Below are 15178 nucleotides of genomic sequence, written 5' to 3' on the forward strand. Positions count from 1 at the left end.
GGAGAAAGACTTCGATGACCAGTCAGGACACCGGGTACGGTCCCGACGCCTCGGCGGACCTGCCGGACGCGATCGCCGTGACCGGGCTCGCCTGCCGGTTCCCCGGCGCGCCCGACGCCACGGCCTTCTGGGACAACCTGCTGGCCGGCCGCGACAGCATCACCTTCCGCGACCACGACGAGCTGGCCGCCCTCGGCGTGAGCGCCGAACGCCTCGCGGACCCCCGGTTCGTGCCCGCCGGGGGAGTGCTGGAGGGCATCGACGAGTTCGACGCCGAGTACTTCGGCATCACTCCCGCCGACGCCGCGCTGATGGACCCCCAGCAGCGGCTGTTCCTCCAGTGCGCCGTGACCGCGCTGGAGGACGCCGGGCAGCGCACCCGCAACATGGCGGGCGACGTGGCGGTCTACGCGTCGGCCGGCTTCAACTCGTACCTGACCCACCATCTGCTGCCGCACGCCGCGCAGCTCGGCCACCGCGCCGACGTGCAGTGGCTGGCCGGGGGCGACAAGGACTACCTGGCCACGCAGACCTCGTACCGGCTCGGTCTGACCGGTCCGAGCCTCAGCGTGCAGACCGCCTGCTCCTCCGCGCTGGTGGCGGTCCATCTCGCCGCGGAGGCGCTGCTCAGCGGCGAGTGCGACCTCGCCCTCGCGGGAGCGGTGTCCGCGGGCGTCGCCCAGGGGCTCGGCTATCTGCACACCGAGGGCGGCATCCTGTCGGCGGACGGCCACTGCCGCCCCTTCGACGCCGCCGCGACCGGCACGGTCTTCGGCAGCGGCGTCGGCGTCGTCGTCCTCAAGCGGCTCGCGGACGCCGTGCGCGACGGCGACACGGTACGGGCCGTACTGCTCGGCTCCGCGCTCAACAACGACGGCGACCGCAAGGTTGGCTTCACCGCGCCCGGCCTGGACGGGCAGGTCCGGGTCATCACCGCGGCGCAGGCCGTCGCCGGGGTGGAACCCGCCGACATCTCCTGCGTCGAGGCGCACGGCACCGGCACGGCCCTGGGCGACCGCATCGAACTCGCCGCACTGAACCGGGTGTTCGCCAACGCCCCGGACGACCGCCGCGTCCTCGGCGCGGTCAAGTCCAACGTCGGCCACCTGGACACCTGCGCGGGGATGGCCGCACTCGTCAAGACGGTGCTCGCCCTCCACCACCGCACGCTGCTGCCCACCGCGCACTTCGAGAAGCCGAGCCAGGACCTGGACCCGCGACGCTTCCGCGTCCTCACCGAACCCGAACCCTGGCCCGGTGCGGACGGCACCCGCACCGCGGGCGTCAGCTCCTTCGGCATCGGCGGTACGAACGCCCACGTGATCCTCCAGGACGCCCCGCCGGCCGCCCGCCCCGCCCCGCGCGCCGACCGTACGGGCACCTGGCAGGTGCTGCCCCTGTCCGCCCGCGCCCCCGAGGCCCTGGACCGCCTCACCGACCGCTTCCGGGAGACACTGGCCGGCTCCGGCGCCCCCGACCTGGCCGACGCCGCCCACACCGTGCAGACGGGCCGCGAGCCGCACCCGTGGCGCCGGGCTCTCGTGGTCGGGGCCGGTTCCGCGGCGCCGAGTACGACGGACGCGCTCGGCGCCGACCGGTCCGGCGCGCCCGTACGCGCGGCGGACACCTTCCCCGGGGTGGCCCTGCTCTACCCCGGCCAGGGGGCCGGAAGCCCCGGCATGGCCGCCGAACCGTACGCCCACGAACCGGTCTTCCGCGCGGCCCTCGACCGCTGCCTGGACGCCCTGCGGCCCTGGACCGACGCCCCGCTGCGCGAGATCCTGCTGGACCCCGCGCACCCCGGCGGCCTCGAACGCACCGAGGTGGCCCAGCCCGCCCTGTTCGCCGTCGGGCACGCGCTGACCGAGTGGTGGACTGCGCTGGGCCTGCGCCCCGCCGTACTGGCCGGGCACAGCGTCGGCGAACTCGCCGCGGCCTGCGCCGCGGGGGTGTTCACCCTGCCGGACGCGGCCCGGCTGGTGGCCCGGCGCGGCGCGCTGATGGCCACGATGCCCGAGGGCGCCATGCTCGCCATACCGCTGCCCGAGGCCGAACTGCGCGCCCTCCTCGCCGACGCGGACTGGGAGCGGTACGGGACGGCCGCGCCCGAGATCTCCGCCGTCAACGCGCCCGACCGCTGTACGGCGGCCGGTGACCCCGCGGCGATCGCCCGCCTCGCCGGCCTGCTCGCCGACGCGGGCGTGCCGGCCCGTCCCCTGTCCGTGCGGCACGCGTTCCACACCCGCCACGCCGACGGCCTGCCGGACGACTTCGCCGCGCTGGTCGCCGCCACGCCGACGCGGCCGCCCGTCGTCCCCCTCGTCTCCTCCCTGTACGGGCGGCCCCTCAGCGCCGAAGAGGCGATGTCGCCGGGCTACTGGGCGCGGCAGCTACGCGAACCGGTCCGCTTCGCCGACGCCCTGCGCGCCCTGCCCGACGGCGCCGTCCTGCTGGAGGCCGGACCCGGCACCGCGCTCACCGGCTTCGCCCGCCGCACGCTCGGCACCGGCCGCACCGCCCTCCCGGGCCTCGGCCGCCCCGGCGTCGAGCCCCCGGCCCGCCTCACCACCGTGGCCCGGCTGTGGGAGCACGGAGCCGGCCTCGACTGGTCGGCGCTGGGGGAGCGGACCGGCCGCCGCCGGGTCCCCCTGCCGACGTACCCGTTCGCCCGGACCCGCCACTGGTTCGAACCGGCCGCCGCCTCCGCCCCGGCCCCGCTCGCCCCCTCCGCCCCGGCTCCCGTCCAGCCGGACCCCGCGCCCGCCACCGGCGCCCCGCTCGACGACTGGCTCCACGTCCTCACCTGGTCGCCCACCCTGCCGCCGGCCCCGACCGCCGTACCCGGCACGGTCCTCCTCCTCGCCGACCGCTCCGGCCTCGCCGACGAGGTCGCCGCCCGCCTCACCCGCGACGGCGCGCGCGTCCACCGGGTGAATTCCGGAGACCCGGGGTGCGGTCTGGCGGCCGACGGCGACGGCCACCGCATCGACCCCGACGACCCCGAGTCCTTCCCCGCCCTGGCCGCCGCGCTCGCGGCCACCGGCGCCGCGCCCGACGCCGTCCTCTCCTGCTGGGCCCTGGACGACCTCCCCGTCGACCAGGCGAGCCCCGACGACATGGCACGGTCCGCGCTGCGGGCCGTGACCGTCCCCGCCGCGCTGTGCCGGGCCCTCGGCGACCGGTTCCCGGACCGCCCGCCGCGCCTGCTCCTGGTCAGCGAGGAGGCCCTCGCCGTGGGCGGGCAACGCCCCCGCACCCCCCAGGCCGCCGCGGCCACCGGCCCCGCCCGCGTCCTGCCCCGCGAAGTGCCCGGCTGCGCGGTGCGCGTCCTGGACCTCGGCCACTTCCCCCGCTCGGGTCCCGGCCTCACCCGCGCGGCCGAAGCCGTGGCCGCCGAACTGTCCGCGCTCGGCGGCGTCGACCCCGATCCGTCGGCCCCCGTCATCGCCCTGCGCGGACGCTCCCGGCTGGCCCCCGAACCGTCCCGCCCCGTCCTCGCCCCCCGGGACGAGCCCTCGGCGCACCTGCCCACCGGCACCTGGCTGATCACCGGTGGTCTGGGCGGGATCGGCGCCGCCGTCGCCGACCGGCTGGCCGAGCCGGGCCGCACCCTCGTCCTGCTGACCCGCCGCCCGGTGCCGGACGGACCGGCCTGGCGGGTGATCCGCCCCGGGAGCGCCGCCCCCGCGGCGGAAGGTCCGCCCGCCCTCGCCGCGTTCCTGACCCGGCTCGCCGGACAGGGCGCCGAGGTCTGCGTCGTCCAGTGCGACGTCTGCGACGAGGCGGGCCTCGCCACCGCCCTGGACGAGGTCCGCGCGCGGTACGGCCGTATCGCCGCGGTCGTGCACGCCGCCGGAGTCCCGGGCGGCAACGTCATGGCCCTGCGCGCCCCCGAGGACATCGCCCGCGTCCTGGAACCGAAGGTCCGCGGCACCGTGCTGCTGCACCGGCTGACCGAACCGGACCACCCCGTCATGGTGCTGTGCTCCTCGGTCCTCGCCGTCGCCGGCGCCCCCGGCCAGGGTGACTACGCCGCGGCCAACGCCTTCCTCGACAGTTACGCGCACACCACCGACACGGCCGTCTCGATCGGCTGGGACCGGTGGTCCGAGACGGGAATGGCGGTGCGCCACACGACCCTCGGCTGGCCGGCCGGCGAGGGCGAACCGCTGGACCATCCGCTGTTCGCGGCCCGCCGCGTGACGTCCGACGGCTGGCACGAACTCCTGCTGCGCAACGGCCCCCAGACCTCCTGGCCGGCCGAGGAACACCGCCTGTCCGGCGAACCGGTGCTGCCCGGAACGGCCCTCCTCGACCTGGCCGTCGCCGCCCACCGCCTCCTGCCGGACACCGGGACCGCCCGTCACCAACCGGTCGTGCTCGACGCGGTGTTCACCAGCCCCCTGCACATGCCCGCGGAACACGTCGTCGTACGGCTGCGCCCCCGCCCGGGAAGCGGTCACGACTGGGAGGTATGGTCCTCCGCCGCGCCCACCCGGCCCCACGCGCAGGGCCGCATCCGGCACGAGGACACCCCCCGCCCCGGGCGCCTCGACCTCACACCCCTCCTCCCGGCCGACGCCCCCGGCACCGAGCCGCCGGCGCGCGCGTCCGGGGGCCTCCTGGAGACGGGACCCCGCTGGGCGTGCGTGGCACGTGCCGTACCCGGCGGCCAGGAGGACGAGCGGCACCTGCTGCTGACCCTGCGCCTGCCCGAGCGCTACCACGAGGACACCGAGGCGCACCCGCTGCACCCGGCACTGCTGGACGCGGCGACCGGTGCCGTCGCCCAGGCAACCGGACGCCATCTCCCGGTCGCCTACCATAAGTTGACGCTCCATCAGGACATCGGGGCGCTGACGCACGCGCGGATCGTGCTGCGCTCGGGTGACCCGGCCGCCGAGGCCGACACCCTCGTGGCCGACGTCACGCTGACCGACCCGGACGGTCAACCCACCGTGACCGTCGAGGGGTTCGTCCTGCGCCCCGCCGCCTCCGCCCCGGAGCCCGCCCCCGCCGCCCGGCCCGCCGCCGAGGACCCCGGAGCGGGCATCCCCACCGGCGAGGGTCTGCGCGCCCTGGAACGCGTCCTGGAAAACCCGCACTTGGCGCATGTCCTGGTCACCCCCAGGGCCAACCGGCCCCAGCCCGCCGCCCCGACGCGCCCCGCCCCCTCGCACGAAGGCGGCAACGGGCTGAGCACGGACGACATCCCCGCCCGGATCGCCGGCATCTGGGCCCACATGCTCGGCCTGCCCGCCGTCACCGCCGGGGACAACCTGTTCGAGCTGGGCGCCGACTCGCTCACCATCGTGCAGATCGCCGACGAGATGGGCCGCGCCGGCCTGCCGGTCTCACCCGGCGACATCTTCACCCACCCCACCCCCGGCGCCCTCGCCGCCCGGCTCGCGGCGACCGAACCGTCCCCGCCCGCCGAACCCGCCCAGTCCGCCGTACCCGCCCGGTCCGACGCGCCCGCAGCCACCCCCGCCCACGACCCAGCCCCCAACTCCAACCCCAACCCCGACCCGGATCCCTTCCCGGACGCGGACCTCAGCACCGAGGACCTGGCCCAGGTCATGAACCTGTTCCGGTCCGGAGAGGACACCCAGTGAACGACATCGAGGACATCTACCCCCTCTCGCCGGCCCAGGAAGGGATGCTCTTCCACACCACCACCTCCCCGGACCAGGCCCTCTACGTCGAGACCACGACGTTCCGCCTCCTCGGCCCGCTCGACCTCGACGCCCTGACGGCGGCCTGGCGCTCCGCGGTCGCCCGGCACCCCGTGCTGCGCACCGCCTTCGTCCACGAACGCATCAGCGCCCCCCGCCAGGTCGTCCTGCCGGGCGCGGACGTCCGCATCGACGTCCACGACCTCACGGACCTGGACGGCGCGGCCCGCGACCGGGCCGTGGACGAGGAGATCGCCCGCCGCCGCGCCGAGCCGTTCGACCTCACCCGGGCGCCGTTGATGCGGCTGCTCGCCCTGCGGCTGGGCTCCGACGAGCACCTGATGGTGTGGACCTACCACCACATGATCCTCGACGGCTGGTCGGCCGCCCTGCTGCTCGCGGACGTCACCGCCCGCCTCGCCCGCCCCGACGCCGCCAGCCCGCCCCCGCCGCCCGCCTTCCGGGAGTACATCGCCTGGCTGCGCCGCCAGGACCCCGCACGGGACCGCGCGTTCTGGACCGCCTACCTGGACGGCTACACCGAACCGGCCGTGTTCACCCTGCCGCGCGTGCGGCCCGGAGCGAAGCCGTCCGGCGAGTTCCGCACCGTCCGCGCCACCCTGCCCGCCGCGCTCGCGGGGAGGCTGCGCGCCCTCGCCGCCGCCCGCTCCACCACCCTCGGCAGCCTGGTCGAGGCCGCCTGGGCCGGCACGGTCGCCCGCTACTGCGGCCGCGACGACGTGGTGTTCGGCGTCACCGTCGCGGGCCGCCCCCCGCTGCCGGGGGCCGACGCCATGATCGGCATGTTCATCAACACCGTGCCCGTACGCGCCCGCGTCGACCAGGACCTGCCCGCCGAGGAGTGGCTGACCCGCTACGCGGCCTCCCGTCACCCCGTCCTCGAACACCAGCACACGCCGCTGACCGACGTGCAGCGCTGGGCGGGAACGGCGCGCGGCGCGCAACTCTTCGACACCGTCGTCGTGTTCGAGAACTACCCGGACGCCTCCGAGGCCGTCCTCGCCGACGGCGCGCTGCGCACCACCGACGTCCGCTACGAGACCCGTACCAACTACCGCGCCACCCTCGTGGTCCGCGCCGCGGGCGACCTGCACGTCCAACTGATCGTGGACTCGGCCGTGTTCGACGAGGACGAGGCACGGGGCGTGCTCCGCCAGTTCACCGCCGTACTGGAACGCCTCGCCGACCGCCCCGGCCGGCCCGTCCGGGAACTCCTCGCCGTGCCCGAGGAGACGCGTGCCCTGCTCCTCGACCGCTGGAACGGCGCGGACGTCGACCGCACCCCGCCGCGCGCCCTGCTCGCGGACCTCATCGCCGAGGCGGTCCGCACCCGTCCCGGCCACCCCGCCGTCGTCGGCGCCGACGCCACCTACAGTTACCGCCAACTGGACGAGCGTGCGACGGCGTTGGCGCTCCGGCTGACCGAGCACCAGGTGGGCCCCGGTGACCGGGTGGCCGTCTGCCTGAGCCGCGGCGCCGACCTCGTCACCGCCCTGCTGGCGATCGCCCGGGCCGGCGCCGCGTTCGTCCCCCTCGACCCCGCGCACCCGGCCGACCGGATCGCCTACGTCCTCGCCGACGCGGCCCCCGCGGTGCTGCTCACCGACGCCACGGCGGCCCTGCGCCCCGACGGCTGGGACGGCACCGTCCTCGACCTCTCGAACGAGCCCCTCGCGCCCGCCGACCCGGCGGCCGCCGCCGCGCTGCCCGGCTGCGCACCGGACCGGCTCGCCTACGTCATCCACACCTCCGGCTCCACCGGCCGCCCCAAGGGCGTCGCCGTGAGCCACCGCGCGCTCGCCAACCTGGTGGACAGCCTGGCCCTGCGCCACCCCGGACTCACCGCCGACGACCGGTTCCTGGCCCTGACCACCCTCACCTTCGACACCTCCCTGGCCGAACTCCTCGTACCGCTCGCCGTCGGGGCCACCGTCCACATCGGCGGCGGCACCCTCGGACTCAGCGGTCGCGACGTGGACGCCTACCTCACCCGGCACGGCATCACCGCCCTCCAGGCCACCCCCTCCCGCTACCGGGCCCTGCTCGACTCCGGCTGGCAGGGCCACGGCAGGCCCCGGCTGTACAGCTGCGGGGAGGCGTTCCCGCCCGACCTGGCCGAACCGCTGGCCAAGCGCGGCCAGTCGGTGTGGAACATGTACGGCCCGACCGAGACCACCGTCTACTCCAGCGTCGAGGAGATCCACGCCGAGACCACCCGGGTCACCGTCGGCCGGCCCCTGTCCAACACCACCCTGCGCGTCCTGGACCGCGACGGCGCGCTGGTCCCCGTCGGCTGCGTCGGCGAACTGTGCATCGGCGGCGACGGCGTCGCCGAGGGCTACTGGAACCTCCCCGACCTCACCGCCGAACGGTTCGTCACCGACCCCTACGCCCCCGGCTCCCGGATGTTCCGCACCGGCGACCACGCCCGGGTGCTGCCGGACGGCCGCGTCGAGGTCCTCGGCCGCATCGACCGCCAGCTCAAGCTCCGCGGCTACCGCATCGAGCCCGGCGAGATCGAACAGGTGCTCCTCGACATGCCCGGCATCGCGGCCGCCGTCGTCGCCGCCCGCGACGACCGCCTCGTCGCCTGGACCGTACCCGCGGAAGTCGGGGCGCCGGTCACCCCGGAACGGCTGCGCGAACGGCTGCGGCTGCGGCTGCCCTCGTACATGATCCCCGAAGTCCTCGTCACCCTGGACGAACTGCCCCTGACCCCCGCGGGCAAGACCGACCTCCTCGCGCTCACCGTCCCCGCCGACGAGCCCGCCCCGATCGCCCGCCCGGACGCCGAGGTCACCCCGCACGACCTGGAGGAACTGGTCGCCCGCCTCTTCCGGGAGGCGCTCGCCCTGCCCGAGGTCGGGCCCGACGACGACTTCTTCGACCTGGGCGGCGACTCGCTGCGCGCCATGCGCCTGGCCGCGCGCATCCAGTCCGAACTGGGCACCGACTTCGACGTCGAGGTGCTCTTCGACTACTCCACGGTGCGCGAACTCGCGGCCGGCATCGCCCGGATCACGGCCGCCGAGAACTGACCCAGAAAGGTGCCCCACACCATGGAAACGCCCCCCGACGCCGCCCACCGCCTCGACACCGCCCTGCTCGCCCGCTGGGCCGCCCACCCCACGCACCAGGCCGTCGTGGACGGCGGCGACGTCCTCCTCGCCGGCGAGGTCCGCGACCGCGCCGTACACACCGCCACCCTGCTGCGCGCACACGGGGTCCGGCCCGGTGACCGGGTGGCCGTCCTGCTGGAGCGCTCGGCGGACTTCGTCATCGCGGTCACCGCCGTGGTCCTCGCCGGCGGCGCCCACGTGGCCATCGACACCGCCAACCCGCGCGAGCGCGTCCAGTTCCTGCTGGACGACAGCGAGCCCCGGCTGCTCCTGACGTCCGCCGCGCTCCGCGCCACCCTGCCCGACGACCTCGGCACCCCCGTTTTGACCGTGGAGGAGTGCGCCGGAGCACCGGTGGAGGCCGGGGACTTCACGCCCGCGCCGGACCTCGCCGACAGCCCCGCGGTGATCATCTACACCTCCGGCTCGACCGGCCGCCCCAAGGGCTCGCTGCTCAGCCACCGCGGTGTCAGCGCCCGGCTGCGCTCCCTGCAGAACAGCCACCCGATCGACGACACCGACCGGGTCCTGCACCACACCGCCTGCACGTTCGACATGTTCCTCGTGGAGGTGTACTGGCCCCTCCTGCACGGCGCCGCCATCGTCGTCGCGGCCCCCGGCCGCCAGCGCGACCCCGACCACCTGGCCCGGCTCATCCGCGACCACCGCGTCACCACCGTGTGGTGGGTCGTCTCCCTGCTGGAACTGTTCCTGCTGGCCCTGCGCCCCGGCGAACGCGTCGACGGCCTGCGCCAGGCCCTGACCGGCGGCGAGGCCCTCGGCCCCGAGCTGGTACGGCGCTTCCACAGCCGCTCGAACGCCACCCTCAGCAACCTCTACGGCCCCAGCGAGTGCACCATGTACTGCACCGCCTGGGTGTGCCCGCGCGACCCCGACCCCCAGACGGTGCTGATCGGCTCCGCCATCGACGACACCACGCTGCGCGTCCTGGACGAACAGGGGCGGCCCGTCGCGCCGGGCGAGCCCGGTGAGCTGTACATCGGCGGCGTCGGCGTCTCGCTCGGCTACCACAACCGCCCCGAACTCACCGCCGAGCGCTTCGTCAAGGACCCGGTGGACCCGTCCGCCGGCCTCCTCTACCGCTCCGGCGACCTGGTCCGCGAGCACACGCCGGGCCAACTGGAGTACCTGGGCCGGGTGGACCGCCAGATCAAGGTCCGCGGCTTCCGGATCGAGCCCGGCGAGATAGAGAGCACCGCGCTCGCCGCCCCCGGGGTGCGCCAGGCCGCCGTCATCGCCCACGGCACCGGCCACGAGACCCGGCTGGTCGGCTTCCTCGTCCTGGAGAAGGGCGACGCGGACCCCGGACAAGGACTGGAAGGGGTGCGCGCCTTCATCGCGGACCGTCTCCCGGCCCACATGGTGCCCGCCGCGCTGGTCTCCCTGGACCACTTCCCGCTGACCCCGAACGGCAAGCTGGACCACGCCGTCCTCACCGCGCGCGCCGGCGAGGCCCTTCCGGCGACCAGCGGCTCCGCCCCGTCACCGGACGGCCCCGATCTGGAAGCCGTGGTCGCGGAGATCTGGGCCGAGGTCCTGGGCGCCGGGCCGCTCGGCCCGACGGACGACTTCTTCGCGCTCGGCGGTGATTCGTTCCGCGCCATCCGCGCCGTGCGCGAGCTGGAGCGGCGCACCGGCCTCCAGGTCCCCATGCACCTGGTCTTCGAGGTCTCCGAGGTCGCCGAGTTCGCCTCAGCCATCAGCGGGAACGCCCAGGCCGGAGGCGAGTAGGGGAGAGGGCAGGGGGCAGCGGCGGGGGCGGCGGCACCCCCGTAGCCGCAGCCCCCGCCGCATGATCGTGCTATGGACGGACACGGACTGTCAACGATCGTTTTCGGCTAGTCAAGCGATCGTTGAACCCCCATGTCAGCGCTCGTTGTGCCCCTGGAGCCCGGGGCGCCCGGAGACCCCCGCCGTCGCGACGCTGACCCTGCGGCTGTAGCGCTGGAGCGCCAGCTGCCCGTCATGCGGCTCGCCCGGGTAGCTGTCCAGCATGGACCCCAGCCGTGTGACCCGCAGCGCGCCCGCCCGGAAGAACTCGGTGGCGAGCGGCAGGGCGTGGTCGTCCGCGGCGTGCAGTCCCACGGTCTGGAGATACCGGCGCATCGGGTGGAGCACCCGCACGATCTCCTCGCGCGGCAGCGGCTTGACCCAGACGGTCGCGAACAGGGGAGAGGCGGCGAGGCCGGGCCGCTTGTCGGCGAGCACGTGCCAGCGGCCGCCGGGCCCGCTGAACGTCCGGGTCAGGCCCAGGTGTTCCTCCAGGCGGGCGACCGTGACGACGTTCGTGACCTCCGCCTGTTCGGCCGTCTCCCTCGGGAACTCGGGAAATCCGTCCGCCTCGGCCGCCAACGCGTCCGCGACGGCGCGGGCCTCGGCGAACAGCACCTCCGCGTCGTCCGTGTCGACATAGACGACCTGGGGGCTCGTGCAGGTGCGCTGACCGTTGCGCAGGATGTCCCGCGCCAGCGCCCGCAGCGCCTCCCCGTCCCGGCGCCCGCCCGTCCGGTCGAGATAGGCGAGGGAGATCTTGGGCCCCCATTCGACCAGCCGGCACCCGGACGGCAGGAACCGCGCGACCCCCTCGACCGCCTCCTCGGTCCCCCAGACCGCCACCGCGTCGGCCGGGCGGCACAGCTGACGCAGCCACTCGGTGTCGCGGGAGGAGAACCGCAGCACGACCAGCCGGTCGCGTACCTGCCCCGACGGATCGGCGTCGGCCAGCGCCGCCAGCGCGTGCTGGGTGAACAGACCTTCCCCGCCACTGGTCTTGACGACGTTGACGTTGCCGGCGAGCAGCCCCTCGACGACGCTGAGCACCCCGGCGACGGCCACGTTCCGCGGGGCGATGTGCACCAGGGTCCCGATCGGCTGCCACAGTTCCGCCGCACCGCTCGCGAAGGCCGCCGGAACGGGCCGGTGCGGAGCAGGGCCGCCGAGTTCGGCGGTCAACTGGGCGGTCAGCAGCCCGCGGTCGAGGGCCGCGGCGAGGCCCGCGAGGGCGGCTTCCGCGTCGGCGGCGGGGAGAGCGGTGGTGGCCGGGTCGGTCAGATCGGTGAACAGCCGGCGGTACTCGGCGCCGTCCCGGTCGGTGAGCGCGCCGGCGAACCTCTCGCACGCGTCGAGGACTTGGCCGACGTCCAGCGGCCCGGCGAGGGCGGGCAGAATGCCGCCGAGCCCACCGAGCCGACGGCTCGCCTCCTCCTCGTCGACCCATTCCCCCTGCCAGTAATACGGCGTGGTCTGCGCGACGGTTGTCATCGAACCTCCAGAAGCTCCGCCGCGGCGACGGCGCAGGTACGGTTACGGCGGACTCCGGCCCGCCCGTGGACCTCGAACCACGGTGTGGCGATCCCGCAGTCGCCCGGCGGGTGCAGGGTCCCCAGATCGGCCATCAGGATGCTGTGGGCGGGCAGCGCCGTGATGAACGGCGACACGAACTGCAGATAGCCCAGGTCGCCGTATCCCACCGGATCCAGGGTGCGCACGTCCCGCACGACACAGCGGGCCCACACCGGCACATGGAAGTGGTGCGCCGCGCACTCGATGTACGGCAGGCAGTGTTCGACCGAGCCGTAACAGTCCCGGATCCGCTCGCCCGGGATGCCGAGCTGCCGCTCGATCGCCGCCCGGAACTCCCCGCGCCCGATGGCCCGGTCGGCATGGCTCTTCCAGCCGCCGCCGGTCAGCACCAGGGAGCCTTCGGGCAGCCGCAGCGGGGGAACGCCCATCGTGGCCATCCGCTCCAGCACGGCGTGCAGCAGCGCGGGGAACCCGACGATCCGCACCGGCTCCGCGCGCTCCGCGAAGTCCAGCAGGGCGTCGACACAGCCCATGGGGTCGAACTCATGGCCGTCGCCGGTGTTGCGCAGCGCGTGCACGACGGAGGCGACGGGCGCGAAGTCGCACAGCTCGCTGAGGCCGTGGGCGGCACCGACGGTGAGCCGCGGATCCGGCTCGTATCCGAAGACGAGGTAGTTGGCGGGACGTTCGACGTCGATCAGCCCCAGCGCCTTGACGGTCCAGGCGTCCATGCGCTGGGCGGCCCCGATGGACCAGGCGTCGAAGCCGATCTCGGTCTTCTCGCCGCCCGTGCCCGACGAGGTCAGGCGCAGGCGCACGGCGTCGTCCGCGATGGAGGCCAGCGCGTGCCGCTTGAACAGGTTCACGTGTACGAACGGCAGGTCCGCTATCTGCTCGGCACCGGCGAGGTCCGGCGACCCCGCCTCCTTCCACAGGGCCCCGTACAGCGGATTGCGCAGGGCGTGCCAGGCATTGATCTCCCGCATGGCCGCGACGAACAGGGCGTCGGTGGACTCGTCGGCGCGGAAGGGGTCGGAGAGGTCGCACAGCTCCTGGACCCGGGGCAGTTCCTCGGGCTCCGGCACCGTCAGGGGCTGGAAGTACTTGGCGAGGGAGGGGAGTTGGCGTGCGAGGTCGTCGTCAGAGGGCAAGTCGGTTGTCATGGCGCTCCTTTTCGATCACTACGTATATGGATCTCTTCGGGACCCGTGAGGTTGAGTCCGGTGACGCGCCTGAACCATGTGGTGACGCGCCGCGCGGTCCTCGGGGAGCCGTCGGCGCGTGGCGGGGCAGGCGGGCACGCCGGGCGGTGTCCCCTGGCGAGCAGGGCGACGCAGGCGGCACAGCACAGGAGTTCGCCGAGCCGCGCCCCGCGGTCGCCGGGCGGGGGAGTGGCCGCCGGGTCCGTCATCGGGGATCACCGGCCCGGGTCCGTTCGGCCCAGCGGACGGCGTAGGGCATGACCAGTCCCACGGTCACGAAGATCCCTCCCAGGGTCAGCCAGCCGGGGGCTCCCCAGCCGAGGCAGAAGAGGCTGAGCAGAGATGGTGCCAGGGCGTTCGCGAAGCCGCGCCCCATGCCGAAGAGTCCGGAGTACTGGCCCTGCGCGTGCTCGGGGGCCAGGGCGAAGCCCAGCTCCAGGGAAGCCGCCTCGTGCCAGAGCTCGCCGACCGTGTGCACGACGACACCGGTCAGGACCAGCGCGGTGGCCGGCGCCGCGGGCAGGCCTCCCGCCGCGGCGATGACGGCCATGCCCAGCAGGAAGGCGGGGCCGGAGCGGCGCACGGCCCGGCTCGCCCCGGCGCTGGAGTCGACGCCTCGGCTCGCCCTGACCTGGAGTGCCACCACGATCAGGGTGTTGAGCACCGCGCACACGCCCACGAGCCAGCGCGGCGCCTCGTGGTGGGCGACGATCCACAGCGGCAGCGCGAAGACCAGCACCTGGCCCTGGATCGACATGACGCTGTCGAGCAGGGTCACCGTCATGAACGGCCCGTCCCTCAGCGCGGTCCAGCGGCCGGCCGTCGGGGGCACCGGCACGGGGGCGAGGCGCGGCAGCCGCCCGAGCACGACCGCGGCGAGGGCGAAGGTGAGGGCGGTGCCGAGGATCAGGGCCGTGTACGCGGCCCGGGTGTCCAGTTGCACCACGACCCCGGCCGCCAGGGCGCCGCAGCTGCCCGCGAGGTTTCCGGCCGCGCGCAGGTACGAGCGGTACGCGGCGGAGTGCTTCCCGGCCAGTCCCCGGACGAGCGGGCCGCGTGCCGCGAGGCTCGCCGAGTTGGCGAGCTGGGCCACGCAGATGACCGCCAGGAACCGCCAGAAGGTGTGGACGGACAGCAGTGCCGCCACCCCGGCCGCCTGTACGGCGAGTGTCACGAGGTAGGTCTCCTTCGGGCCCCGCCGGTCGGCGAGCCGTCCGGCCGGGACTCCCGCGAGCAGCCCGGCCAGGGATGCGGCACCCATGCCGAGGCCGACCTGGGAGACGGACAGGCCTGCCGAACGGGTGAAGAAGAGGGCGGCACCCGTCAGGTAGAGGCCGTTTCCGACCATGCTCACGAAGAAGGCGATCGCCAGGGTGCGCCGGGGCCCGCGCTCGGGGACCAGGCCTATGCCGGGCTTGTCGTCCGAATCCATCCAGCCCCGTTCATCGCGCGGTAACCGCGGGGTTGCGGGGAGCAACCCCGGACATGGAGACTAAAGATCATCTTCGCTGCTTGTCAAGGAATTGACAACACTTGTCATATGCCAATCGGCGTGGTTGGCTTGGGCCAGCTGAACGCCCCTCTGGACCTGCCGAACCGGCGGGCAGGCGACAGCACGGACTGGGGGAAAAATGAAGCACCGCGTCGCACGGATGGTTGCTCTTGCCGGGTTTGCCGTGATCTTCACGCTCGGTGCCATCGGCGCTGGCAAGGCCCCCGCGAGCACTGAGTTCGTGCATGGCCGGCACCAGGTCCAGCTCTCCTCGACCAACGGCGAGATCGAGTGGCCGTAACCGCTTGGGGGCCCATCAAGTCAACTACATGACAGATCGACGGC

7 protein-coding genes are annotated in these 15178 nt (G+C 74.6%); 4 read left to right on the forward strand and 3 right to left on the reverse strand.

Annotated features, from left to right (window positions below):
* Window positions 1–14 precede the first annotated feature (14 nt).
* Genes AB0927_RS09880 through AB0927_RS09890 form a run of 3 tightly spaced genes read left to right on the forward strand, consistent with a single transcriptional unit; the run spans window position 15 to window position 10567 of the window.
* Window positions 15–5615: an SDR family NAD(P)-dependent oxidoreductase gene (locus AB0927_RS09880; protein ID WP_366667025.1), complete on the forward strand. Its 5601-nt coding sequence runs from the start codon at window positions 15–17 to the stop codon at window positions 5613–5615.
* The gene (locus AB0927_RS09885) at window positions 5612–8734 is read left to right on the forward strand and encodes an amino acid adenylation domain-containing protein (protein WP_366667026.1); all 3123 of its coding nucleotides are present in this window, start codon (window positions 5612–5614) and stop codon (window positions 8732–8734) included. Before AB0927_RS09880 ends, AB0927_RS09885 begins: the two co-directional genes overlap by 4 nt.
* 21 nt (window positions 8735–8755) lie before the next feature.
* Complete coding sequence (locus AB0927_RS09890; protein ID WP_366667027.1) at window positions 8756–10567, forward strand: non-ribosomal peptide synthetase; 1812 nt, start codon at window positions 8756–8758, stop codon at window positions 10565–10567.
* Between the two features lie 135 nt (window positions 10568–10702).
* Here the strand turns inward: AB0927_RS09890 and AB0927_RS09895 are convergent, their stop codons facing one another.
* The 3 genes from AB0927_RS09895 to AB0927_RS09905 all read right to left on the reverse strand — a co-directional run bounded on the left by AB0927_RS09895 (window position 10703) and on the right by AB0927_RS09905 (window position 14773).
* Window positions 10703–12097, reverse strand: coding sequence for an acyl-CoA reductase (locus AB0927_RS09895; protein ID WP_366667028.1), 1395 nt, complete (start codon window positions 12095–12097; stop codon window positions 10703–10705).
* The gene (locus AB0927_RS09900; protein ID WP_366667029.1) at window positions 12094–13302 is read right to left on the reverse strand and encodes an acyl-protein synthase; all 1209 of its coding nucleotides are present in this window, start codon (window positions 13300–13302) and stop codon (window positions 12094–12096) included. Before AB0927_RS09900 ends, AB0927_RS09895 begins: the two co-directional genes overlap by 4 nt.
* Before the next feature lie 244 nt (window positions 13303–13546).
* Window positions 13547–14773: an MFS transporter gene (locus AB0927_RS09905; protein WP_366667030.1), complete on the reverse strand. Its 1227-nt coding sequence runs from the start codon at window positions 14771–14773 to the stop codon at window positions 13547–13549.
* A gap of 199 nt (window positions 14774–14972) precedes the next feature.
* Here AB0927_RS09905 and AB0927_RS09910 point away from each other — a divergent pair, with 199 nt between their 5' ends.
* The gene (locus AB0927_RS09910; protein WP_366667031.1) at window positions 14973–15134 is read left to right on the forward strand and encodes a hypothetical protein; all 162 of its coding nucleotides are present in this window, start codon (window positions 14973–14975) and stop codon (window positions 15132–15134) included.
* The last annotated feature ends 44 nt before the right edge of the window (window positions 15135–15178 follow it).

Origin of the sequence: Streptomyces sp. NPDC048106 (assembly GCF_040706415.1) — a bacterium.
Classification (GTDB): domain Bacteria; phylum Actinomycetota; class Actinomycetes; order Streptomycetales; family Streptomycetaceae; genus Streptomyces.